At 60.7% G+C, this 22,988-nt stretch carries 27 protein-coding genes; 6 read left to right on the top strand and 21 right to left on the bottom strand.

What is annotated here, in order from left to right; translation table 11 throughout:
- Window position 1: 1 nt before the first annotated feature.
- The 7 genes from flgG to flgF all read right to left on the bottom strand — a co-directional run bounded on the left by flgG (window position 2) and on the right by flgF (window position 4,754).
- Window positions 2-790, bottom strand: a complete 789-nt coding sequence (flgG, locus tag IHQ71_RS04825; protein ID WP_258160826.1) for a flagellar basal-body rod protein FlgG — start codon at window positions 788-790, stop codon at window positions 2-4.
- 12 nt (window positions 791-802) lie between these two features.
- Window positions 803-1,126, bottom strand: a complete 324-nt coding sequence (locus tag IHQ71_RS04820) for a flagellar hook-basal body complex protein FliE (RefSeq protein ID WP_258160825.1) — start codon at window positions 1,124-1,126, stop codon at window positions 803-805.
- Complete coding sequence (gene flgC / locus IHQ71_RS04815; RefSeq protein WP_258160824.1) at window positions 1,123-1,542, bottom strand: flagellar basal body rod protein FlgC; 420 nt, start codon at window positions 1,540-1,542, stop codon at window positions 1,123-1,125. The genes IHQ71_RS04820 and flgC overlap by 4 nt, the downstream gene beginning before the upstream one ends.
- 3 nt (window positions 1,543-1,545) lie before the next feature.
- A complete protein-coding gene (gene flgB / locus IHQ71_RS04810; protein WP_258160823.1) occupies window positions 1,546-1,929 on the bottom strand; it encodes a flagellar basal body rod protein FlgB in 384 nt (127 codons plus the stop codon).
- Window positions 1,930-2,046: 117 nt separating this feature from the next.
- On the bottom strand, window positions 2,047-2,610 hold the full coding sequence (locus tag IHQ71_RS04805; RefSeq protein WP_258160822.1) for a flagellar protein: 564 nt from the start codon (window positions 2,608-2,610) through the stop codon (window positions 2,047-2,049).
- Window position 2,611: 1 nt separating this feature from the next.
- Window positions 2,612-3,991, bottom strand: coding sequence for a flagellar protein export ATPase FliI (gene fliI, locus IHQ71_RS04800; protein WP_258160821.1), 1,380 nt, complete (start codon window positions 3,989-3,991; stop codon window positions 2,612-2,614).
- 37 nt (window positions 3,992-4,028) lie between these two features.
- A complete protein-coding gene (gene flgF, locus IHQ71_RS04795) occupies window positions 4,029-4,754 on the bottom strand; it encodes a flagellar basal-body rod protein FlgF (RefSeq protein WP_258160820.1) in 726 nt (241 codons plus the stop codon).
- 251 nt (window positions 4,755-5,005) lie between these two features.
- Here flgF and motA point away from each other — a divergent pair, with 251 nt between their 5' ends.
- From motA to IHQ71_RS04765, 6 genes are all read left to right on the top strand, one after another.
- Complete coding sequence (gene motA, locus IHQ71_RS04790) at window positions 5,006-5,881, top strand: flagellar motor stator protein MotA (RefSeq protein WP_258160819.1); 876 nt, start codon at window positions 5,006-5,008, stop codon at window positions 5,879-5,881.
- A gap of 18 nt (window positions 5,882-5,899) precedes the next feature.
- The gene (locus tag IHQ71_RS04785; RefSeq protein WP_258160818.1) at window positions 5,900-6,841 is read left to right on the top strand and encodes a FliM/FliN family flagellar motor switch protein; all 942 of its coding nucleotides are present in this window, start codon (window positions 5,900-5,902) and stop codon (window positions 6,839-6,841) included.
- Window positions 6,842-6,902: 61 nt separating this feature from the next.
- Window positions 6,903-7,553 (top strand): flagellar motor switch protein FliN, encoded by a 651-nt coding sequence (gene fliN, locus IHQ71_RS04780; protein ID WP_258160817.1) that lies wholly within the window; start codon window positions 6,903-6,905, stop codon window positions 7,551-7,553.
- A 45-nt stretch (window positions 7,554-7,598) separates the two neighbouring features.
- Complete coding sequence (locus IHQ71_RS04775; RefSeq protein WP_258160816.1) at window positions 7,599-8,627, top strand: flagellar motor switch protein FliG; 1,029 nt, start codon at window positions 7,599-7,601, stop codon at window positions 8,625-8,627.
- 27 nt (window positions 8,628-8,654) lie between these two features.
- Window positions 8,655-9,737, top strand: a complete 1,083-nt coding sequence (gene flhB / locus IHQ71_RS04770; RefSeq protein WP_258160815.1) for a flagellar biosynthesis protein FlhB — start codon at window positions 8,655-8,657, stop codon at window positions 9,735-9,737.
- Between the two features lie 5 nt (window positions 9,738-9,742).
- The gene (locus IHQ71_RS04765) at window positions 9,743-10,195 is read left to right on the top strand and encodes a hypothetical protein (protein WP_258160814.1); all 453 of its coding nucleotides are present in this window, start codon (window positions 9,743-9,745) and stop codon (window positions 10,193-10,195) included.
- Here IHQ71_RS04765 and visR read toward each other — a convergent pair.
- The 14 genes from visR to IHQ71_RS04695 all read right to left on the bottom strand — a co-directional run bounded on the left by visR (window position 10,183) and on the right by IHQ71_RS04695 (window position 22,879).
- Window positions 10,183-10,911 (bottom strand): transcriptional regulator VisR, encoded by a 729-nt coding sequence (gene visR, locus IHQ71_RS04760; RefSeq protein WP_258160813.1) that lies wholly within the window; start codon window positions 10,909-10,911, stop codon window positions 10,183-10,185. The genes IHQ71_RS04765 and visR overlap by 13 nt on opposite strands.
- Before the next feature lie 21 nt (window positions 10,912-10,932).
- Window positions 10,933-11,601 carry a transcriptional regulator VisN gene (gene visN / locus IHQ71_RS04755; RefSeq protein WP_258160812.1) on the bottom strand — a complete coding sequence of 223 codons (669 nt, stop codon included), beginning with the start codon at window positions 11,599-11,601 and terminating at the stop codon, window positions 10,933-10,935.
- 298 nt (window positions 11,602-11,899) lie between these two features.
- On the bottom strand, window positions 11,900-13,609 hold the full coding sequence (fliF, locus tag IHQ71_RS04750; protein ID WP_258160811.1) for a flagellar basal-body MS-ring/collar protein FliF: 1,710 nt from the start codon (window positions 13,607-13,609) through the stop codon (window positions 11,900-11,902).
- Between the two features lie 161 nt (window positions 13,610-13,770).
- Window positions 13,771-14,163, bottom strand: a complete 393-nt coding sequence (locus IHQ71_RS04745; protein ID WP_258160810.1) for a hypothetical protein — start codon at window positions 14,161-14,163, stop codon at window positions 13,771-13,773.
- 16 nt (window positions 14,164-14,179) lie between these two features.
- Window positions 14,180-14,731 (bottom strand): chemoreceptor glutamine deamidase CheD, encoded by a 552-nt coding sequence (gene cheD, locus IHQ71_RS04740; protein ID WP_258160809.1) that lies wholly within the window; start codon window positions 14,729-14,731, stop codon window positions 14,180-14,182.
- The gene (locus IHQ71_RS04735) at window positions 14,728-15,117 is read right to left on the bottom strand and encodes a response regulator (protein WP_258160808.1); all 390 of its coding nucleotides are present in this window, start codon (window positions 15,115-15,117) and stop codon (window positions 14,728-14,730) included. Before IHQ71_RS04735 ends, cheD begins: the two co-directional genes overlap by 4 nt.
- 1 nt (window position 15,118) lies before the next feature.
- Window positions 15,119-16,180: a chemotaxis response regulator protein-glutamate methylesterase gene (locus tag IHQ71_RS04730; RefSeq protein WP_258162743.1), complete on the bottom strand. Its 1,062-nt coding sequence runs from the start codon at window positions 16,178-16,180 to the stop codon at window positions 15,119-15,121.
- Window positions 16,177-17,076, bottom strand: a complete 900-nt coding sequence (locus IHQ71_RS04725) for a protein-glutamate O-methyltransferase (protein ID WP_258160807.1) — start codon at window positions 17,074-17,076, stop codon at window positions 16,177-16,179. Before IHQ71_RS04725 ends, IHQ71_RS04730 begins: the two co-directional genes overlap by 4 nt.
- A 2-nt stretch (window positions 17,077-17,078) precedes the next feature.
- A complete protein-coding gene (locus IHQ71_RS04720; protein ID WP_258160806.1) occupies window positions 17,079-17,546 on the bottom strand; it encodes a chemotaxis protein CheW in 468 nt (155 codons plus the stop codon).
- 27 nt (window positions 17,547-17,573) lie between these two features.
- Window positions 17,574-19,865 carry a chemotaxis protein CheA gene (locus tag IHQ71_RS04715; protein WP_258160805.1) on the bottom strand — a complete coding sequence of 764 codons (2,292 nt, stop codon included), beginning with the start codon at window positions 19,863-19,865 and terminating at the stop codon, window positions 17,574-17,576.
- Window positions 19,866-19,881: 16 nt separating this feature from the next.
- Window positions 19,882-20,247, bottom strand: a complete 366-nt coding sequence (gene cheY1, locus IHQ71_RS04710; protein WP_258160804.1) for a chemotaxis response regulator CheY1 — start codon at window positions 20,245-20,247, stop codon at window positions 19,882-19,884.
- A complete protein-coding gene (locus tag IHQ71_RS04705) occupies window positions 20,247-20,543 on the bottom strand; it encodes an STAS domain-containing protein (protein WP_258160803.1) in 297 nt (98 codons plus the stop codon). Before IHQ71_RS04705 ends, cheY1 begins: the two co-directional genes overlap by 1 nt.
- Window positions 20,544-20,685: 142 nt before the next feature.
- Complete coding sequence (locus IHQ71_RS04700) at window positions 20,686-22,305, bottom strand: globin-coupled sensor protein (protein WP_258160802.1); 1,620 nt, start codon at window positions 22,303-22,305, stop codon at window positions 20,686-20,688.
- A gap of 196 nt (window positions 22,306-22,501) precedes the next feature.
- Window positions 22,502-22,879, bottom strand: coding sequence for a hypothetical protein (locus IHQ71_RS04695; RefSeq protein ID WP_258160801.1), 378 nt, complete (start codon window positions 22,877-22,879; stop codon window positions 22,502-22,504).
- Window positions 22,880-22,988 lie beyond the last annotated feature (109 nt).

The following is a 22,988-nucleotide window of genomic DNA, read 5'->3' as shown; positions in this document are numbered from 1 at the left end:
CTTATCTCATGTTCTTGCTGACGGTGGCCGCCATTTCATCGGCGGTGGTGATCACCTTGGAGTTCATCTCATAGGCGCGCTGCGCCGAGATCAACTCGGTGATTTCCTTGACCGGATCGACGTTCGAACCTTCGAGATAGCCCTGCTGGATATAGCCGTAGGCCGGATCGTCGGGTGCGCCGATGACGGGCGCGCCGGAGGCCGGTGTTTCCTGGAACAGGTTGTCGCCGAGTTCCTTGAGGCCTGCTTCGTTGACGAAGTTGGCGAGCTGGAGCTGGCCGACCTGGGTCAGATCCGTTTCCTTGCCGATGCGGACGAAAACCTGGCCTGAACGGTTGATGCTGACTTCGGTCGCATCGACCGGAACCGTGATGTTCGGGATCACACGTGCGCCGTTGATGGTGACGACTTCGCCATTCTCGTTGGTGTTGAAGGCGCCGTCGCGGCTGTAGACCGTGCCGCCATCGGCGGTTTCGATCTGGAAGAAGCCCCGGCCGATGACCGCCAGGTCATAGCTGTTGCCGGTCGCGACCAGATCGCCCTCGGTGTGGAGGTTGCGCACGGCGGAAGTCTTGACGCCGAGGCCGATATGGATGCCTTCCGGTACCAGTTGCTGGTTTGCCTGGTTGGGTACCCCCGCGGCCCGGTCCGACTGGTAGATGAGGTCGGAGAATTCAGCACGCGCCCGCTTGTAGCCGGTCGTGTTGATGTTGGCGATGTTGTTCGCGATGACCTCGAGATTGGTCTGCTGCGCGTTCATGCCGGTGGCTGCGATGGCTAGGGCTCTCATGGATGCTTATCCTTAGATTGGCATTCTTATGACTTCGAGATAGGCCGACACGACCTTGTCGCGGAATGCCATGGCGGTCTGCAGCGTCTGGTCGGCGCTCATGACAGCCTCCACCACTTCCCTTGTGCTTGCCTTGCCAAGGATGCCGTCCATCGAAGTTTGTTCGGCCGTCTTGAGGCTTTGCGAGAAATTGGTGCTCACCGAGTTGACGAAGTCGGCGAATGTCGCGCCGCTCGGATCTGTCTCGGCGATGGCGGGTGCCACTTCCTTGGTGGACGCGTCCCGCATGGCGGCGGCAAGCGCCGCCGAACTGACTGAATTGATTGCGTCTATCATGACGATGACCTCAGGAGATCGATGGTGGAGGAGATAAGATCGCGCGCCTGGCGGATCGATTGCAGATTGGCCTCGTAGGAGCGGTTCGCTTCCCGCATGTCTGCCATTTCCACGAGGATGTTCACATTCGGCATCTTGACCACGCCATTGGCGTCGGCCGCGGGATTGCCCGGATCATACTCGGTCTGGAAATCGGAGCGATCGACGCCGAGCTTCTTGATTTCGACGGTCATCACGCCGGACGCGCGGTCGAGCTCTTCGTTGAAGGAGATCGTCTTGCGGCGATAGGGATCGGCGGCCGGTGTATCGCCTGTCGAGCGAGCGTTGGCCAGATTTTCCGACACCACGCGCAGGCGGGCGGACTGGGCTTCGAGACCCGATGCCGAGATTTTGAGGGATGCTGTCAACGGATCCATTTATCAGCCCTTTCTCACGGTCATCATCATCATCCTGTTGAAGGATTTCACGATGGCTGTGTTGAGGTCGTAATCGCGCTTGATCATGCCCTCCTTCATCAGCTCGTCGGAAAGCTCCACCGAATTGCCCGAGAGTTGCTGCGCGCTGCCTTCGTTGACCTCGGACTCGACCACATAACGGTCGGCCGTCGCATCGGTGAAATGCAGCGGGTTGGTCGTCGTCATCGGCATGGTGGTGTTCTGGAGCACGGCGTCGAACGGCGTGACATCCTTGGCCCGGAAACCGGGCGTGTTGGCATTGGCAATATTGCCGGAAACGGTGCTCTGACGAACGCTGAGCCATTCGGCCTGCCGGGACGCAACTGCAAAAAGCTGGATTGATTCCATCACTATCTCCGTCATCATGACTGGCATGAACTTACGAAGACAATCTTGCGCGGGACTTGCTGTGTATTAACGATTGGTTAACCAGCCGAAGCGGCGGAAAACCTGCGCCATCGGGCGCTATTTTCCGCTTGGAGCGTAGACCACGCCCTTGTCGGTCACGATGACCCACTTGCCGTCACGCTCTTCCAGGCTGGTCACCTTCGAGAGGTCGGGCAGCGTGTCGCCTTCCCGGACGACATAAATGCCTGTGCGATCCTCGATCATCGCCTGGCCCTTGACGACATGCAGCAGGCGGAAGACGCGCGGTGCGGCCGGGAAAGGCTGGGCCGGAATGGATGCTTGTTCCTGGTTATCCTCCTCGACCGCTGCGGCCGGCACGGTTCCGGTGATGATCTGGTCTTCCGGCTTGGGCAGGACGGTGTTGTTGTCGCGATCGCCGATGCCGCTCGGCGAGGCGATCACGACCGCCTTGCCGGCCCGTTCGGGCAGGTCGCGCGAGGTGATCTGGCGGATATATTCGAGGCCGAACTTGTCCTCGTTGAAAAAGACGTACCAGGGGAAGAACGCGGCGACCAGCGCGAGCAAGGCCCCCGACCAGCCGATCACGCGATCGGCGGTAAAAAGACCCTTGCGCTTGGGGGAGAGCGGGGACACGGGTTCGTCTGCGTCGAAATCGGTCATATCATCTCTGCCTTATCGGGGCGCCCTGTTGCGGCTGAGCCTGGGCGGCCGCCTTCAGCGCATTGGCGAGGTCGGCGAAGCTGTCCCTGGCCGGACGGTCGCTTGGCGTCTGCTTGAGAATTTCGTAGATTACCGGCACCTGCTTGACGGCGATATCGAGATCCGGATCCGCGCCCTGGCGATAGCCGCCGATGAGCCGGAGATCACGGGTTTCCTCGAAACGGTGCATCAATGCCTTCAGCCGGCCGACCAGTTTCTCTTCATCGCCTTGCCACGCCTTGCGCGCGAGACGCGAGACCGAGGTGAGCGGATTGATCGGCGGGTAACGTCCCTCCTCCGCCAGCGACCGATCGAGCACGATGTGGCCATCGAGAATGCCGCGGGTCGAATCGGCGATCGGATCGTTGTGATTGTCGCCATCGACGAGGATCGAAATGATCGCCGTGATCGAGCCCGTGCCTTCCGGCCCCGGCCCGGCGCGTTCGAGCAGCTTCGGCATTTCGGTAAAGACCGACGCGGGATATCCGCGCGCGATCGGCGGCTCGCCCGAGGCAGTCGCGACCTCCCGGATGGCGTGTGCGAAGCGCGTCACGCTGTCGACGATGAGCAGGACATTGTCGCCCTGGTCGCGGAAGTGTTCGGCAATGGTGACCGCCGAGAGCGGCGCCATCTTGCGCAGCATCGGGCTTTCATCCGAGGTCGCGACCACCGCCACCGACTTCTTCAGGTTTTCGCCGAGCGTGTCCTCGATGAATTCGCGCACTTCACGGCCGCGTTCGCCCACGAGTGCGATCACGACCTTGTCGAAGGCGTCGGCGCGGGCCAGCATCGACAGAAGCGTCGATTTGCCGACGCCGGAGCCCGCGAAAATGCCGAGGCGCTGGCCGAGGCAGAGCGGCGAGAAGATATCGATGGCGCGCACGCCTGTCTTGAAGCCCTTGGTCACCCGCTGGCGGGTCATCGACGGCGGCGCGGTGTTGGAGATCGGCCGGCGATGGATACCGCTTTCGAGCGGCCCGAGACCGTCGATCGGCTCGCCGAGCGAATTGATGGTACGGCCGCACCAGTTTTCCGTCGGCGCCAAGCGAAATGCACCGCGCCGGAGAATGAGATCACCAATGCCGATCGGCTCACCGGGTTCGATGGGGCAGACATAGGCGAGGTCCGGCTCGACGCGCACGACCTCGCCGAGATGTACGCCAGTTCGGGTCTGGTGCGCCACAAACTCGCCGAGCCGAAGGTGATGGGAAAGGCCGGTGACAGTGTAGTGGCCCGCGGCCATCGTCTTGACCCGGCCGCCATGGGCAACGAGCATTTCCGGATGGCTGAAGCGCCGCAGCACGGCCGCGGTGGCGGCCATCTTGCGGCTAGTGCCGGTCATTTCAGGAAGATCCATCAAGGCTCAATACCCGTTCATGTTAGCGCGCGCCGCCGAGTGTCTTGATCGCATCGGACAGGCTGGTCTCGCTGTCGCGCATCAGCTGCGTGACGTTCTCGAAGGCCCGCGACACGGTGATCATCTGCGTCATCTGCTGGATCGGGTTGATATTGGCCTGTTCCAGATAGCCCTGTACGACACCGGCGTCGGCGCGATCGACGACCGCCTGCGGCTGCTCGGACGGGATGATCGCGCTGTTGCCGGCGCGGGTGAAGTTCGGACCGATATTCGCCTCGAGCAGGCCAAGTGCCGCGACGGGCAACCCATTCTGATAGAGCGTGCCGTCGCTTGAAAGGTCCGGTGCACCGGCCTGGGGATTGAGGGTGATCTGGCCGCCGCCAGCATCGAGCACCGGATAGCCTTCCAGGGTCACGAGCGCGCCGGATTCAAGCATGGAGAAGCGGCCGTCCTTGGTGATAGCGCTGCCCGATGGCGTTTCGATCGAAAACCAGGTGTCGCCCTTGGTCGCGAAATCGAGCGGATTTTTCGTCTGAATCAGGCCACCATTCTGGGTGGATATGTATTCCTCGCCTTCCGAGACATAGTCGACACGCGTACCCTCGGCGCGCGTCATCACGTCGTCGAACTTGAGCTGAGTAGCGCGAAATCCGACCGTATTCATGTTGGCAAGGTTGTCCGCGATCGTCGTGAGACGCCGCTCAAGCGCGATCTGCGAAGACAAGGCTACATAGAGACCTGATTGCATGGTCTTTCCCCGTGCCGGAAAGTCATTCCCGGAAAGTCGATTTTGAATTGGTTCTGACCGGAAACCCGGCGCCGGCAGACATTAAGAATGCCAGTCCCCCGCCTGCTTCCTGGGAGGGAATGTGGTGGCATTTGCTTGCGCGAACCTGTTCCGGATTTTGGTTGCAAAACAGAGCCTTCCAACAGCTTCACGCAAGCCAGAATCTCTATTTCCAAAGTCCATATTCCAGTAACAGGCGCAGGCTCCGTCTCATGAATATCATCATCGGTCTGGTCATCGTCTTTGGCTGCATCATCGGCAGCTTCATGGCCAGCGGCGGTCACATCGACGTCCTGTGGCAGCCGTACGAATTCATCATCATCATCGGTTCGGGCCTTGGCGCGTTCGTCGCCGGCAATCCGATGAAGGTAATCAAGGATTCCGGCAAGTCGCTGGGCGAGGCCTTCAAGAACAAGGTTCCGAAGGAACGCCATTATCTCGATACGCTCGGCGTGCTCTATTCGCTGATGCGGGATCTCCGCACCAAGTCGCGCAACGAGATCGAAGCCCATATCGACAATCCCGAGGAATCCGCCATCTTCCTGACGGCGCCGACGATTCTCAAGAACAAGGAATTGACGGCCTTCATCTGCGATTATGTCCGCCTGATCATCATCGGCAACGCCCGCAGCCATGAGATCGAGGCGCTGATGGACGAGGAGATCGAGACGATCTCGCATGACAAGATGAAGTCCTATCACGCTGTCCAGGCGATGGGCGACGCCTTTCCCGCCATCGGTATCGTCGCGGCCGTCCTCGGCGTTATCCACGCCATGGGCGCGATCAGCGAACCGCCGGAAGTGCTCGGCCACCTGATCGGCGCAGCACTCGTCGGTACCTTCACCGGCATTCTCGTTTCCTACTGCATCGTCAATCCGCTCTGCTCCATGATGAAAGCGGTGCGGTCGAAGCAGAACAGGCTCTATGTCATCGTCAAGCAGACGCTCATCGCCTACATGAACGGCTCCGTGCCGCAGGTGGCGCTCGAATACGGCCGCAAGACGATCTCCTCCTACGAACGTCCATCCATCGATGCTGTCGAACAGGAAATGATGAATCCTGGCGGCGGCGGAGAAAAAGCTGCTTAAAAAACGGAAGTTGAAGCAATGACTGCTCGCAACACCCTACCCATGGATCCGAAGCTGCTGGCCATCATGACCGGCGAACTCGGAAATAACTCCAGGATCGGAAAGACCTGCGCCGACCTCGGCGCCGTGTTTTCAACATTCCTGCCGGACCTGATCGAATCGGAAGCGGCGCTGAAGTTCACCTTCGCCTACGATTACTGCGAGACGGGCCTCAAGGACGACCTGCTCGGCCACCTCGACGACTACATGGTGTTCGTCGATGGATCGCTGAAGAACTGGTGCTCGGACTTCACGATCGCATGTCCCTCGCAGATCATTTCCGCGATGGTCGAATGCCTCTTGGGCGGCGATCCGGAAAGGCTGGTCGAACCGGTGGCGCGGCCGGCCTCGAGCATCGAGCTGGAAATGGCGCCGATGATCACCGACAAGATCGCCTCGGTGCTCAAATCCGCGGTCAATGCGCCGGGCAATTACGAGCCGATCCTGACCAAGCCGTACAACGCCAAGGACAAGCCCAAGCATCCGGAAGATTATGTCGATCCCTTCGCGGCGATGGTGCGGATCAGGATCGAATTCGGCACGCTGACCAGCCATTTCTGCATCATCATCCCGCATCGGACGCTTTTGAAGACCGATGTGAAGGCGCCGAAGGCCACGACAACCTCGAAGGCGCCTCCGGGCTGGGCGGAAATGATCCAGGAACAGGTCCGCCGTTCCGACGTCAAGGTAGAGGCCCGCATCCGGTTGACGCCTCTCAAGCTCGGCGCGATCTCGAGGCTCAGGCCCGGGGACGTCATCCCCTTTCTCGAAAAGACCGACGTCACCGTGCAAGTCAGCGCCAATGGTCGCGATCTTTACGATTGCGAGTTCGGCCGCTCCGGCGAACGCTACACAGTGAGAGTGAAGGACACGGTGGGCGGTGAGAACGACCTGCTGAACGACCTCATGGCGAAAGCATGATTTTCTACAATCCCTTTTCAAAATAAAGCCCGGCACAAGTTACAAGTGGAATAGTTTCGACATGGCACCGAAGAAAGCAAAATTAGAGGATCAGGCTCTGGAAACCCCCGGCATCGACGCCGAGCTGGACCAGGCAATCGATGATCTGCGCGGCGTATTGGATGCCGACGCGAGTGGTGGCGCGGCGCTCGACAACGATTTCGGCGCGGATTTCCCTGCTGCAACAACGGACACGAGCTTCGGTGGCGATTTCGGCCTCGACACCGATGCCGAATCCGACATTGGCTCCGACTTCGGGCTCGATGGCGACACGGCTTCGGATTTCGGTTCGGAATTCGGCGCATCGACCTCCTTCGGCGGCGATACAGGCCTTGGCGGCAACGCCTTCGGCGGAAATGACTTCGGTGCCGCACCAAGCTTCAACGAGAGGCAGGCTTCCGAGCCCGGCAGCTCGATGAATTCCAATCTCGACATGATCATGGACATTCCGATCGACGTCCAGATCGTACTCGGTTCGAGCCGCATGCAAGTCTCCGGTCTGATGAACCTGACCGAAGGCGCTACGATTTCTCTCGACCGCAAGATCGGCGAGCCGGTTGACCTTGTTGTCAACGGCCGGCTGATCGGCCGCGGTGAGATCACAGTTCTGGAAAATGACGAGACCCGATTCGGCATCAGGCTGATCGAGGTCATGGCGATCAGGAAATCCTGATCGTCGCACTGGAAACAGCCGGGATGAACCCGGGGAGGTTTTCGCATGTTCGACTTCGATAGTTTCGAGAACTCGGGAGACGGCCTGTCCTCGCCTGAAAAGGCGGCGGCCGTCCTGCTTGCCATGGGGCGAGGTGTCGCCGGCAGGCTTCTCAAATATTTCACCCAGGCCGAGTTGCAGGCGATCATCCAGTCGGCGCAGACGCTCAGGAGCGTCCCGCCGCAGGAACTGGTGGGGCTGGTCAACGAGTTCGAGGACCTGTTCACCGAAGGTGCAGGCCTGATGGACAATGCCAAGGCGATCGAGGGCATCCTCGAGGAAGGCCTGACGCCTGATGAAGTTGACGGCCTGCTCGGCCGTCGCGCCACCTTCCAGGCGCTCGAGACGTCGATCTGGGACCAGCTCGAAAACGCCGATCCGACCTTCATCGCGAAATACCTGCTCAGCGAGCATCCGCAGACGATCGCCTATATCCTGTCGATGATCCCCTCGTCGGCGGGCGCCAAGGTGCTCATGCAGATGCCCGAGAGCCGCCGCGCCGATATCCTCAACCGTACGGTCAACCTCAAGGACGTGAGCCCCAAGGCGGCTCAGGTCATCGAGAACCGCGTGATGGAAATCATCCGCGAACTCGACTCCGAGCGCAACTCGGTCGGCAGCGTCAAGGTCGCGGACCTGATGAACCAGCTCGACAAGACCGAGGTCGAAACGCTGCTCGATTCGCTGGAAGCGTTGTCCAGGGATGCAGCCACCAAGGTGCGGCCGAAGATCTTCCTCTTCGAAGACCTGCTCATCATGCCGCAACGCAGCCGGGTTCAGCTCTTCAACGACATCTCGGCCGATGTCATCACCATGGCGCTGCGCGACACGGCGATGGATCTCCGCGAGGCCGTGCTGTCGTCGATCGGCGCGCGCCAGCGACGCATGATCGAAGCCGATCTCGGCGCGGCCGGGGCGGGCGTCAATGCCCGCGCCATCGCCGTCGCCCGCCGGTCGATCGCGCAGGAAGCCATCCGTCTTGCCGTCAACGGCCAGATCCAGCTCAAGGAAACCGACCAGGCCGCTGCAGCCTGATCACCATAAGCTCGAGGAGATTATCCTATGGCTGATGGTGTTGATAAAGACAGCAAAACAGAAGCCCCTACCCAACGAAGATTTAGCGAAGCGGCGGAGAAAGGTAACGTACCTTTCTCTCGCGAAGTCACGGTCTTCGCCTCGACGCTGGCGATCTACATCTACCTGCTCTTCTATTTGCCCGCGGGCGTCGCCCATCTCTGGGAGACGCTTCGGGACCTCTTCGAGAAGCCCGACCAGTGGCGGTTCGAGAACGGCCAGGACATCGTGGCGTTGTTCGTGCGGCTCGGCTGGGAATCCTCGGCACTCGTCGCGCCGGCGTTCGTTCTGATGGCAATGTTCGGCGTCGCGGCCTCGATCATGCAGAACCTGCCGACCCCGGTGCTCGAACGTATTTCTCCGAAGCTTTCACGGCTCAGCATCCCGGCCGGCTTCAACCGCATCTTCGGCCTGCCCGGCTATGTCGAATTCGGCAAGTCGCTGTTCAAGGTCGTCGTCGTCGGCACCGTGATCACCTTCTCGCTGAAGAGCGAATTCATCTCCTCGCTCGACGCGATGTATGCCGATCCGACCTTCCTGCTCGGCCGGCTGACATCCGACGTCAAGGTGATCCTGATCATCATCATCTTCGCGACCGCCACGATCGGCATCGCGGACTATTTCTGGACCCACCATCAGTGGTTCACCGAACTCAAGATGACCAAGGAAGAGGTGAAGGAAGAGCGCAAGCAAATGGATGGCGATCCCATCATGAAGCAGCGCCAGCGGTCCTTCGCCCGCGACCTCGCCCGCAAGCGCATGATGGCCGCGGTTCCCCGCGCCACCATGGTCATCGCCAACCCAACCCACTTCGCGGTCGCGCTGCGCTACGTGCGAGAGGAAGACGCGGCGCCTGTCGTCGTCGCCAAGGGCGCGGACCTCATCGCGCTCAAGATCCGTGCCATTGCGGAGGAGCACGGCATCCCCGTGTTCGAGGACAAGCCCCTGGCACGCTCAATGTTTGCGCAAGTCTCGGTGGATAGTGTGATTCCGCCGGTGTTTTACAAGGCGGTCGCTGAACTCATCCAGCGAATCTACGCTTCGAAGAGCAAACCCAGACGCGCGAGCTAGCATTGATGAAAAAGATACCGCATTCCACGGAGCACGAGAAGATCGTTGCCGAAGCTCTATCGCCTGTGGCGACAGAACTGCGCCTGATCGATGCTGCCGACCTCGTATCGCTGTTGCGCTATGAGCGTTGGGGCAACATTTCCGATCTCGTCGCATCGGCGGCGGAGCTCTATTTCCTGCCGGGCACCGTGCGCTTCGGCACCGGCGGCGACTATCGGCTGGACTGGGATTCCAAACCCGAAATCGTGCTCGACCTGGAGATCAAGCCGGAGGGCGTCACGATCTACGCCCAGCTGTCGCTTGCCGACCTGCAGGCCGGCGTCGAGATCAATCACATCAATTTCCACCGGCCGTCGGTCGATCCCGACGACGACACGGCATTCCTGGCGCGATCGCTGATCGACGCGCGCTTCGTGGTATCCGGTGGTGGTGAAGACCGCTCAGCTCAGGCGATGTAGCCGAGCCGGATCGCCTTGGCGATCGCCTGGATGCGGTTCACCGAATCGAGCTTCATGGTCGCCGCCGCCAGATAGGCGTTGACCGTATGGACGGACAGCCGGAGCTTCTCCGCCACTTCCTCGCTGACGAGACCGTCGCCCGCCAGTTGCAGGCAGGATATCTCGCGGCTGCTCAGCACCTCATCCGGCGCCGAACGCCGCTCGTCGAGGACAAGAAGATCCATCATCAACTGGTGGCTCCTGTCATGCAGATCGACCACTGCCTCGCTGGTGAGATCGAAGTAGTTCGCCACGAACACCGTGTAACCGTTGCCCATGCCGCCGAGCCTGACCGGAAAGGCGACGCCCGACACGGGCAGAACGTTCGGCTTGATGTGCTTGACGAAGCCGGCGAAATCGGTGGTCTCCGCCGTCTGACTCGCCTCTACCCCGTTCCAGAGCAGCGGCAGCGAAGAGATTTCGAGATGATCCAGCAGGGCCTGGCTGTAATGGTCGAGGATCTCGGACGCCGCGATATCGCCATCCGACGCGAAATTGTCGATGATGCAGGTGAGCTTGCGGCGGCTCGGCAGACCTGAATTGTTGGTCTTGAAGACGGCGAAATTCCTGGCATGCGCGAAACGCTGCATGGCCACCAGTCTCGGAAAGAAATCCGCCCGGCTGACAGGCCGCCCCTGCCGTTTGGCGGTATCGTTCTTCCCCTTGGTATCCTTCATCGCCGCCGCCGCTCTCCCCTGTCAAACCAGATTGTGCCGCACCGCATAGGCTATCGCCTCGGAACGCGTCCGGGTGGCCGTCTTGCGCATGACGCTGGTGATGTAATTGTTGATCGTGTTCTTCGAAATGCCGATGATCGTGGCGATCTCGTCGCTCGTCTTGCCTTCGGCGATCCAGTAAAGGCATTCCAGTTCGCGATCCGTCAGCTCGAGTTCGCGGCTGACCTTCACGTGCTCGCTGAACATGAGGCTCGCAAGATAGCTCGCATAGACACCCGTTGCGCGCACGCGCTGCTGGGAAAAAATGAAGTCCGCGGGGCACATGAAGGTGAGGCAATAGCGATTGCGGCCGACATTGAAATTGACCGAGCAGTATTGCTGGCTTGCACCCTTCGGCAGGTCCGGCGTATCCGGCATCATCGCGAACAGCGGCTGAAGAATCGAGAGGCATTTGTCGAGTTCGGTCGCACGTGACAGGTCGGACATCAGCGACGCGCCGCTTTTGCGCACGAGGTCGAAGGGCCAATTGGAAGAGATCACGTTTTCGAGCGCATTTTCACTGTTGATATCCTGACGGATCAACAGGAAGCCGGCCGCACCCACATAGTCGGACAGTGCCCGCAAGCCCCTGGAGATGTCGCCACTTTCGGCGGCCTCCGCGAGGCGGTTCACGAGTTGCTCGTTCGTCATATGCCGCAGTTCAGGAGCCGGGGCTTGCTCGGAAGCCCCGTTCTTCGGCAATTCGTTCTGCTTAATCCCCGTCACCTAGCCCACCGCATCTCTGGCCTAAGGAAATTAGAATTTCCCCAGTGGTTCGCAGCCCCGATTTGCGAATCACCTGCCCTATTTGATGTTCTGATTCGCGGACGAATTCAATGAATATTAACGTGAGTTAATTTATATCCGGAATTGTCAACGTGTGAAATCTTCACCACAAGATTTCGCATAGCTGTCAGAAGGCCAGTCGCTGATAAGAGGAAAGCGGCCCTCAGGCCGCTTTGTCGTTGGATGCCCATTTGCGCAGGATCTTGGCCGCTCTCTCTTCGGAGAGATCCACCATGCGGGCCAGGCGCCGCTCGGGGCCTTCCTTGACGCGCTTGGCCAGTCCGCCGCCTTCCTCGTCCATGGTGAGCAGGTCCTCGGTCGAGTCGAAGCCGAAGTCCGAACCGAAGCCTTCCATGAGTGTGGACCCCGGTCCACCGACCGACGGCGGGGAGAAGTCCGGCAGTTCGAGGCCGGAGGTTTCGCCGAGCGGCATGACACCCGCCGGACCGCCAACCTGGGCTGCGGCCAGTTCGGGGCCGCCGATCGCCCGGATCAGCGGGCGGAAGCCCAGCCAGACGATGAGGAATGCCACCACGACGAAAGCCAGCGCATTGATCATGCTGCCCATGTTGCGCATGAAGACATCCATGAAGGACTCGCCCGTCGCGGCATCCGCGAGAAGCTGGTTCTCGAGGAAATCCATCGCGGTGACGTTGACCGTATCTCCGCGCGCCTCGTCAAGGCCGGCAGCCGACGCAACGATCTTCTGCATCTCGCTGATGAAGCCGTCGTACTTTGTCTGGTCGAAGGGCTCTCCGACGAGCTTCATGACGCGGCCGCGATTAATCACGACGGCGATCGAAAGCTTGTCGATCGTGTAGCCGTTGCGCACCGTGGCGACAGTCTTCGAATTGATCTCGAAGTTGGTCTGCTCTTCTTTCTTGTCGTTCTGGTCGGAAGACTTTGGTCCTGTCGTGGTCGAATCATTGCCCTGGGGCACGTTCTGCTCGACCGTCGCCGCCTCGTCGGCGCTGACCTGCTCGGACTTCTGGTTCTCCTTGGTAACCCGCACGGAGCGTTCGACCTTGGATTCCGGATCGTAGATGGTTTCCTGGATCTGCTGGGCATCGGTGTTGAGCTTGGCAGTGACCGAGGCGCGGAAATTGTCCATGCCGAGGAAGGGCCCGAGCGCCTTGTCGATATTGCTCTCCAGCTCCATCTGGACATTCTGGGAGATGTTGAGGGAGCGGTTCATCGAACTGTTGGCCGGGTCGTCGCCGGATGCCAGCAACTGGCCGGCCGAATCGAGGATCGTCACGTCATCCATCGAAAGCCCCGGCACGGCCGAGGCGACAAGATGGCGGATGGAGGCTGCGGCCTGCCGGCCCGCCGACTGGGAGGCCCGTATCATCACCGATGCCGTCGGCTTCTGTTCCGCCTGGCGGAACGAACCACGATCGGCCATCACGATATGCACGCGCGCCGCGGTTATGCCGTCGATCGTCTGGATGGTGCGGGCGATTTCGCCTTCAAGGGCGCGAACGCGGGTGACTTCCTGCATGAAGGAGGTGAGGCCGAGCGAGCCGACATTGTCGAAAAGTTCGTAGCCGGCATTGGCGGAGTTCGGCAGGCCGCGTTCGGCAAGGAAAAGACGTGCCTTGCTCGTCTGGCCGACCGGCACCATGATGGTGGTGCCATCGCCGGCGGTCTGGAAATCAATGCCGCCTTCGGAGAGCGCCATGCTGATCTGGTTGAGGTCGCTGGATTCGAGATTGACGTAGAGCGTCTCGTAGCCGGGCTTGTTGACGTAGTACGTGCCGAACAGCACCATTACGATGATTGCCACGCCCACCGCGCCGAGCGCCAAAAGGCGGCCCGACCCCAGTCCGCCCAGGTTTTTCAGGATGGCAGTAAGCTGATTCAACAGATTCATTCTGTTCTCACGCGTTTGCAGAGTCATGCCGAGAGATCATTCTCGACGACAAGCTACGAGATCAAACTTGCGCGAAGGTTTTCTTCAGAAGGAATAGTTGAGCGGGCGTTCAGCCCTTCCGGTCATATGCGTGCCCCGGAAACCCGGAGCCTGTGGAAACCCTAGAACAAGTCGAAGTCGCCCGCGGCCCTATTAAGCGGCTGGGAGTGTCCATGGCGGAGCCCACCGCCGGACAGCGCCTTCTGCATGTCGGCGAGCTTGACGAGGTTGAGCGCGGTTGCGACATCGACCAGATGCTCCTCGGGAATGCCGGCGGCAATCGTGTCGATGAATTCGGCCAGGCCGCGGGTCTTCTGAACCGCCAGGTCGATGCCCTGCATCACCATCAACTTCTCGGCAGCACCGAGGAGCTGACCTGCGTGGTTATCGGATATCGAGGGCTCAATGCGCTCGATGAGGTAGGCGACATCGTGCAATTCGGCAACGATACGCATCAGGATGTCCGGGAGCGATTCCTCGTGAGGAAGTTTATTCGACGCAAAACTCGACTGCATGACGCAACACCTGATTTTAAAAGAACTCGATTGAACTTTCGACTGGCTTCGGAACGGCAATCGGACGTGTTTCCTGGCGGACGGTACGCTGGGTCTCGGCACCGGTCAGCGCATATTGACGCGCCCGGCCCGACACCGGCCAGAATTCGAGCTTGCGGCCGGCATCACCACCCGTGGACGCGCTGACGATCTGGATGCCTTCGTCGCGCAGGAAACCGGTCGCGAAATCGGCATTCTGCTGACCGACATTCGAAAACGAGGCGATCGTCTTGGCGCCACCGAAAATCTTGGCTTCCAGGCGGTCGCGGCGCGCGCCCTGCTTCAGGAGGCCGTTGATCAGCAATTCCATCAGATGAACGCCATAGCGCGAGACATCGCCACCTTGCGCCAGGGCATCGACGGAGCCCGGCAGCAGAAAATGGTTCATGCCACCTACGCCGTTCGTCGGATCGCGCAGGCACGCAGCGACACAGGAACCGAGCACTGTAGAGAGGACCACGGAAGGATCGTTCGAGACCTTCCATTCGCCCTGTATGACATGCATACGCCGAAAGCCGTCTGCATTCATTTCAGGGATCCAAACACGGCCTCGATGGCAGCACGCATCTTTTCGATCGTGAACGGCTTGGCGAGGACATTGTTGGCACCCATCTGTGCGGCCTTCTGCACCAGAGCCCGGTCGCCCTGGGCGGTCAGGATGATGAAGGCGGCCTTCTTGGTGGCCGGGTTCGAACGCACCGCCTGGAGCAGGCCAAGCCCGTCCATCTTCGGCATGTTGAAATCCGAGATCACCAGGTGATGCGGCTGCTGGGCCATGATCTGCGCGCCCTGCATACCGTCGCCGGCCGCGGTGATCTGTTTGAAGCCGAGCTGTGTCAGTGCATCGCTCAACAGAAGCCGGCTGGTCACCTGGTCGTCCACGATGAGGACCTTGATTTTTTCAGCGATAGACATTTTAGTCGCTCCCTTCTTTTCGGGCGGCTGTAAGTTTCAGTATTTCCTCCCCGATGCCGTTGAGCGGAAGCTGGCTTTCCACAGCCCCCAGTTCAAACGCCACGCGGGGCATTCCATAGACAATGCAGGTTTTTTCGTTCTGCCCGACGGTGCGGGCGCCTGCATGCCGCATTTTCAAAAGGCCCGAGGCACCGTCTCGCCCCATGCCAGTGAGAATCACACCGACCGCATTGCGGCCCGCGAGCTCGGCAACCGAATCAAACAGCACGTCGACCGAGGGCCGATGACCGTTGACCGGCGGCTTGTCGACAAGCCGGCAGGAAGGCGCGTGAGGATTGACGACGGTCAGATGCCGCTCGCCGCCGGGTGCCAGGTAGATCCTGCCGATCTCCAGGCGTGCTCCATCCGTCGCTTCCTGCACCTGTGGTGCGCAGAGCCGGTTCAGCCGCTCCGCAAAGCTTTTAGTGAAGGTGCCGGGCATGTGCTGAGTGATGACCGTCGGAGGGCAATTAACCGGAAATCTCTTAAGAACTTCTATCAGCGCCTCGACACCGCCAGTGGACGAACCGATCGCCACGACCTTGCGGCCAACCCGGTATTCGGGCACCGCATTGGTGTTGGCGGCCGGGGCCGGGGCAGCGGCAGGTTTGCGTGTATATTGATAGCTGGCGGCTGACTTGGCGGCGGCCTTCACCTTCTCGATCAATTCGTGGAACGGGCGCGCATCGCCTGGCACCGGCTTGCCGATACAGTCAAACGCGCCGATCTCGAGTGCCGCGATCGTGGCATCCGCCCCGCGCTGGGTGAGCGAGGATACCATGATGACGGGCATGGGCCTGAGCGTCATGATCTTTTCGAGAAACTCGAGGCCGCTCATGTTCGGCATCTCGATGTCGAGCGTGACGACATCGGGGTTGAGTTCCTTGATCGCAGCGCGCGCCTGCAGCGCGTCTCCGCACTGGCCGATGACGCTCACATCAGGATCGGAATTGAGCACAGCGGAAATCAGGCCACGCATGGTGGGGGAGTCATCGACGACAAGGACGCGAGCTGGCGACATCAGACCTTGCCCCCCGGCTTGCCGTTGTAACGATAGGTGGTGATGCCCGTATTGTCGAAGCAGGCCTTGGCGTCGCCCGACACGCGCTCGGAATGGCCGATATAGAGATGGCCGCCCACCGGCAGAAGCTCGGAGAAACGCGACCAGATGCGCATCTGGGTCGGCTCGTCGAAATAGATCACGACATTGCGGCAGAAAATGACGTCGAACTTGCCCTTGAACGGCCAGGCGGCCATCAGGTTCAGCTCGTTATAGGTGATCAGCCGCTTGACTGCATCGACGACCTGGAACTTCGGCTTGCCATCGACGGCGACTTCCTGGAACCATTGTTTGCGCATCTGCGGGCTGACGGTTTCGAGCGAAGCGGCATCATATGCGCCCAGGCGGGCAGCCGCGAGGATCTTCGGATCGATGTCGGTCGCCAGGATCTTGAAGTCGTAGTCGGCGATGTTGGGCATGAGCGAAAGCGCGGTCAGCGCGATCGAATAGGGCTCCTGCCCGTCCGACGACGCAGCCGACCAGATGCGGGCACGGCCGCCGGCCTTGAGCCGCGACACGAGACCCGGAAGCACCTCATCGCGCAGATTGTCGAAATGGTGGTTTTCGCGAAAGAAGCGCGTGAAATTGGTGGTCAGGAAGGACAGCATTTCCTTGCGTGCCGCGCTGCCGGCCGGCGAGGAAACCAGCGCGCAATATTCGCGGAAATTCCTCAGGCCGAGCTGCCTGATATGCTTGGACAGCCGGGAATAGACAAGCGAAGCCTTGGTCTCGTTGAGGAAGATGCCGGCATCGGAATAGATCATCGCGGAAACCTCGGCGAGATCCTTGCGCGTCAGCGGGAATTCCCCGGCTGCGAGGACCTCGTCAGGATTGCGGCGCTGATCGATGGCTACATTCATGGTCAAGCCGCTTCGCTTTCATGTTCCGGGAACAGGGATTCGAGTTCGATGACGCAGATCATCCGGCTCTCGATCGCCAGAATGCCCCGGGCAAACGACCGTTCGAGATTGGATGCGATCTCCGGGGTCGGCTGGATATTGTCGTCGGTCACGGTCAGTATATCGGACACCGCATCGACCAGCAGGCCGACGACCTTCTCGCGTACCTGCGCCACGATGATGACGTGCCGTTGGGTCGGTTCGGCAGGCTTCATGCCGAGCCGGAGCGAGAGATCGACGATCGGAAGGACGACGCCGCGCAGGTTGATCACGCCCTTCATGTAGGCGGGCGAATGGGGCATGGGCGTAGCGGACGTCCAGCCGCGAATCTCGCGAACCGACATGATGTTCACAGTAAATTCCTGATCGCCGATGCGGAAAGCGATAAGCTCCCGGCCTCCATGCGAAATGGTTTTTCCAGTGTACGACATACGCTTACGCCCGTTCCCTTCCCTGGATCATCCGACAGCCGCGAGCGCGTTTTCAGGCCGGAGCGCCTGTCCACGCGAAGCTGCCACAACCGCATCGACGTCGAGGATGAGCGCCACGCGCCCGTCGCCCAGGATCGTCGCAGCAGCGATTCCCGGCACATGGGTGTAGTTCGCCTCGAGGCTCTTGATGACGACCTGGCGCTGACCCTGGATGGCATCGACCATCAGGGCACGCTGGCCGCCGCCCTCGGATTCCACCAGAAGTGCGACGCCATCGACCGGATTGGCCGGCTGGGGGCGATAGTTCAGGATGCGGCCGACATCGACCAGCGGGCAGAAGGAATTGCGGATCGCGATCAGTTTCTGATGGGCGCCGAAGGAGTGGATCGCAGCGGCTTCGGGTTGCAGCGTTTCGACGATTGCCGTCAGCGGGACGACCAGGGTCTGGTTGGCGACAGTCACCACCATGCCATCGAGGACGGCGAGCGTCAGCGGCAGGCTCATGGTAAAGGTCGAGCCGTGGCCCGGGCGCGAGGAGATCGATATGCGGCCGCCGAGTGCCTGGATCGAGCGCTTGACGACGTCCATGCCGACACCGCGGCCCGATACGTCGGTGATCTTGTCGGCGGTCGAGAAGCCCGGCATGAAGATGAGGTTGTCGATCTCTTCGTCCGACAGGTTGGCGTCGGCGGGGATCAGGTCGTTGTCGATCGCCTTCTGCTTGACCTTCTCGCGGTTGATGCCGGCGCCGTCGTCGGAGAGTTCGATGACGATGCGGCCCGAGCGATGCTTTGCGGTCAGCTTGACGGTGCCTTCGGAGTTCTTGCCGGCGGCTTCGCGCTTCTCGGTCGATTCCAGGCCGTGGTCCACGGCGTTGCGGATCATGTGCATGAGCGGCTCGGCCAGCTTGTCGATGACAGTCTTGTCGACTTCGGTGTTCTCGCCCTCAGTGATCAGGCGGACCGATTTGCCGACCATGTCGGCGACTTCGCGGACGATGCGCGACATACGCTGGAAGACAGGCTTCACCGGCTGGGCACGGATCGCCATCACCGAGTCCTGGATCTCGCGGGTGAGCTGCTGCAGCTCCTCCAGACCCATATTGATTCCATTGGTGCCGCTCTGGTCGTTCTCGATCACGCTCTGGGCCAACATGGCCTGGTTGATGACGAGTTCGCCGACCAGGTTGATCAGGCGGTCGACGCGGTCGAGATCGACGCGGATGGTGGGCGTGCCACCGGCTGGGTCGCCACCGGACTTGGCCGCGGCGGCGGGTGCTTCCTTTTCCTTCTTCTCAGCCACGCGCGCTGCACGTGCTGCAACGGGCTCCGCGGCGCCGGTTTCCTGGGCCTGCACGGTGGCCATCAAGGTTTCGACGCTGGCGATGTGATCTTCGCCTTCCATTGTCAGCGCAGCGTCATCGTCCAGCATGGCGAGATCGAACGGAACGGGCTGCATCGGCAGTTCCTCGTTCGCGGCCTTGGCGGTCTCTGCCCTGGCCTCGAGCGGCTTGACCTCAAGCTCGCAATCCCACTCGGCGAATTCGAAAACCTGGCGGATCGCGTCTTCGCCCTTTTCGGTCTTGATCCAGACCTTCCAGCTGAAATAGGCCGCTTCGGGCTCCATTTCATCTAAAACAGGCAATGCCGACATGTCGCAATGAATGCTCATTTCACCGACACGTCGCAGATCGCGCAGCAGCAGCGCCGCATCATTGCCCTTGGTGTAGAGTTCAGAGCGCGGCTTGAAGTTCACTTCATAGGTCGGGACATCAGCGACCACTTCCTCTTCGGCGCCGAAATCGTCGAAGGAGAAGGGAATGGGCGTAAACCCGCTGTCGTCCGCCGGAGCAGCAGCAACCGGTGCGGGCATTGGTGCGGCCCTTGCCGGGGCCGCCTTGACAGGTGCTGCTTCGGCATGACCGCCGCCGACGCTTTCGCCATTGGCAAGCGCCTCGAGGTCCTTGACGAGGCCGGTGGTCCGGCTCGGATCGATGGTGCCGCCGTCACGGGCCGCATTGGTCAGGTCGGCGAGAACGTCCGCCGACTTGAGCATGACCTTCATGACTTCAGCACCGGGGTCCAGCTTGTTGGATCGAACGCAATCGAGAGTGGTCTCGAACACATGGGCGAAGGCGACGAGATCGTCCAGCCCGAACGCGCCGGCACCCCCCTTGATGGAATGAACGGCCCGGAAGACCGCGTTGACGGTCTCGGAATCGGTTTCGCCATCATTCATCTTGAGGAGACCTGATTCCAGTTCAGCGAGCTGTTCCTCGCATTCCTGGAAAAAGATCTCTTTGATTTCGTTCATATCCATAGGAGTAAATTCCCGGTTAGGCGGTCACGCGCTCGATGGCATCAATCAGCTTGGTCGGATCGAAAGGCTTGACGATCCAGCCCGTGGCGCCAGCCTGGCGCGCGCGGTTCTTCTTTTCCGCATCGCTCTCGGTCGTGAGCACGAGGATTGGAATCGCCCGGTATTTTTCATTGCGGCGAACGCCTTCGATGAAGCCGAAGCCATCGAGACGCGGCATGTTGATGTCGGTCACGATCACATCGGGATCACAATTTTCGAGAACCTCGAGGCCCTCGATGCCGTCTTCCGCCTGGATCGTTTCGAATCCGGCGTTGTTGAGCGTGACGAGAAGCATGTTGCGGATGGTTCTGGAGTCATCCACCGTCAGAACTTTTTTCTTCATTATTTGCTCTCCTTTGCGAGCAGATGATCGTAATTCACGCCGATGAGCTGCATTGTCTTGGTCAATGCATCCGACATCTTCGAAAAGGTGAAATTCAATTTTTCTTCTTCCCAAGTCTTTGCAGCCGACATCAGGACCTGGATGCAGAGCGCGCCCGCCCGCTCCACGGCGGAGGCATCGATCGCCACATCCGCACCGCGCAAGTTCATCAGCTTGCCATGGAGATTGCCGGCCTCGTTGAGGTCGAGCACCTTCTCCAATGACAGTTCCTTCGTTGCGGCTGTCTGGCCCTTCATGTGGTGGTCCCCTTGTTGTCCGGGATCGTGACCGATGCCTGGGCACCGGTTCTGTGTCGCGGCTCCTGATCGATGATGGTCTGCCTGCCTTGCCAGCGCGTCGCATCGCGCGGCCCTGATGTTGCGGAGAGATGCCGGCGCGTCATGCCACCGCCCTCCCCGCGAGAAGAACCGGCGACCCAAGGGCCGCTTCGAAATCGTCGAAGTCGTCCTGGAACTGCTCGATCACCGCCACGGCCTGCGATTTCGGCGTGCGGGATGCAGGACGCTCCTGCCTCCGTTCCAGACGGAATTCCCTGATCGTATTGCCGAGTTCGAGAATGACGGACTGCAATTGATCCGCCTCATCCCGGGCCTCGGTTGCACGAGCGACGGTGCCCATCAGTTCCTGGCTCACGGCAGCGGTCGCTCGCGCGGTCGCGGCAATATCGGAGGCGGTTTCAGCCGTCTCGGCCGCCAGCGTGACGATCGTCTCGTTGATGCCGGTGACCTGGGTCACGATGTCGCCGATTGCGTCCTGGGTACGGGCGACCATCTGGACGCCGCTGTCGACCTGGGTCTTGGTGCCGGTGACGAGCTGCTTGATTTCGCGGGCCGCATCGGCGGAACGCTGCGCCAACGCGCGGACTTCCTGCGCGACGACGGCAAAGCCCCGTCCGGACTCGCCGGCCCGCGCGGCCTCGATGCCGGCATTCAACGCCAGCAGGTTGGTCTGGAACGCGATCTCGTCGATGACGCCGATTATCTGGCCGATCTTCTCGGCCGACTGCTCGATGCCGGACATCGCTGTGATGGCCTCGCTGACGATCTCGCCGCTGGTGACCACTGCCTGCCGGGCCTTGACTGTTGCAGCCTCGGCGCTTTTAGCGCTCGCAGCGCCGCGTCCCGCCTTTGTCGCGATTTCATCGAGTTCCGCAGCGGTCGCCGCAAGGCTGCCCGAGGAACGGCCGACGCCGTCGGCGATCGCCGTGGCGGACAGCGAGAGCCTGCCGGTGGAGGCGCGCGCAACTTCGCTTTTCTCCGATGTGGTGCTGAGTGCCGACTGGATGTCGGAAAGCGCGGAATTGAGGCTATCGAACACGTCGGCGTAATGATCAGCGGCGCCGGTCTCCAGCCCGCCCGAGAAGTCCTTCGCGGCAAGGCACTCGGCGATGGCTGCAAGCAGCGTCCTGGTCTCGGCACGCTGGGCACTGCGCGCATCGGCCAGCGCCTGCTGATGGCTCATGCGGCTTTCGTTGAAGCGAAGAGACACCGCGATTTCGAGATCGACCAGCGCGGTCCGCAAAACGGCGGTGACAATGTCGGCGAGCTTTGCCTTGCGTGCCGCAGCAGTCGCAAACATCGATTTCGGCCAGAATTCATCGATCAGTCCCGAAACGAGATGTTCCAGCACGACGGCATGTCCGGCAATGTGCCAACGTGGGTCGATACCCATGCGCCGTTCGGCATCGGCGAGCGCACGCACGCGTTCGGCATAGAGCGCATCGAAGCGGGCATCCGTCAGCACTTCCCAGTGCGACTGGTCGAGGTCGTGCAGCCTTTCGAGCTGAGCCTCGCTCTGAAAATTCCGCGCTGCATCGGGATAGGACTGGAAGCGGTGGAAGAGGTCGCGGAGCGCGTTCTTGAGATGGGGCAGCAGGAGATTGCGATGCTCGCGCATCAAGGCGGTGCCAGCGGCATCAAGGCCGGCAAAGCGAAGACGGCCGTTCAGGCTCCCGCCTTCCCGCTGGTCCTTCCCCGCCTGTTTTGCCGCCTCAACCAAGTTATTCCCCGTCCAAACGCATGATGCCAGCCGACGGGCTGACATGAACTTCGCCTCTCGCTTCATGCCCGGACGACCCTTCCCGGCGGTAACGCGCAGGGATGCTCAAGCCCGGTGAGAGGCATACATTTTCGATGAATTCCGGATTGCGAGTACCGGTACGACGAGGCGGCATCATGCCTGGGGAAAGACGCAACTATCCCATTTCGGCGTGACCTAAATCTTTATGGTTAATTCCTTGCCTGAAGGTTAACGCAACATGCAAACACTTGGTGTTACAAAAATAAATCCTAATATTAAAACCCGCGAGATCAGCAGACAGACTGCCTTTTTGCCTGACGGCGACAAGCTTGAAGCAAGCAACGGCCGCTACCAAGACCGTGCCTGATGACGATGAAGTCACTTGAGGAAGAGCAATGATTGTTCTCGGATTGACCGCCACGCTGATCGCCACGTTCACGCTGGCTGCGTTCACCATACTGCTGAGCATAGATTTCGACCGGAACATCGCCGCAGCGCGGATATTCTGAGACAGGTCACCAGCAAAGACTTCTAGCCCGGTGCGCATGCGCATTTCGGGCCGATGCTATTTGTGGCGCTTGGTTCGAGTCTTCCGGCATTTCCAAAGCTGTCGAAATCCGGCTATAAGGCCTCATTGCGAAATCAGCGGCAGTCCATTTTTC

It is taken from the genome of Rhizobium sp. TH2 (assembly GCF_024707525.1).
In the GTDB taxonomy this organism is placed as follows: Bacteria; Pseudomonadota; Alphaproteobacteria; order Rhizobiales; family Rhizobiaceae; genus Rhizobium_E.
Note: the sequence above shows the minus strand (reverse complement) of the source record. Positions and strands in the feature narration are given on the sequence as shown.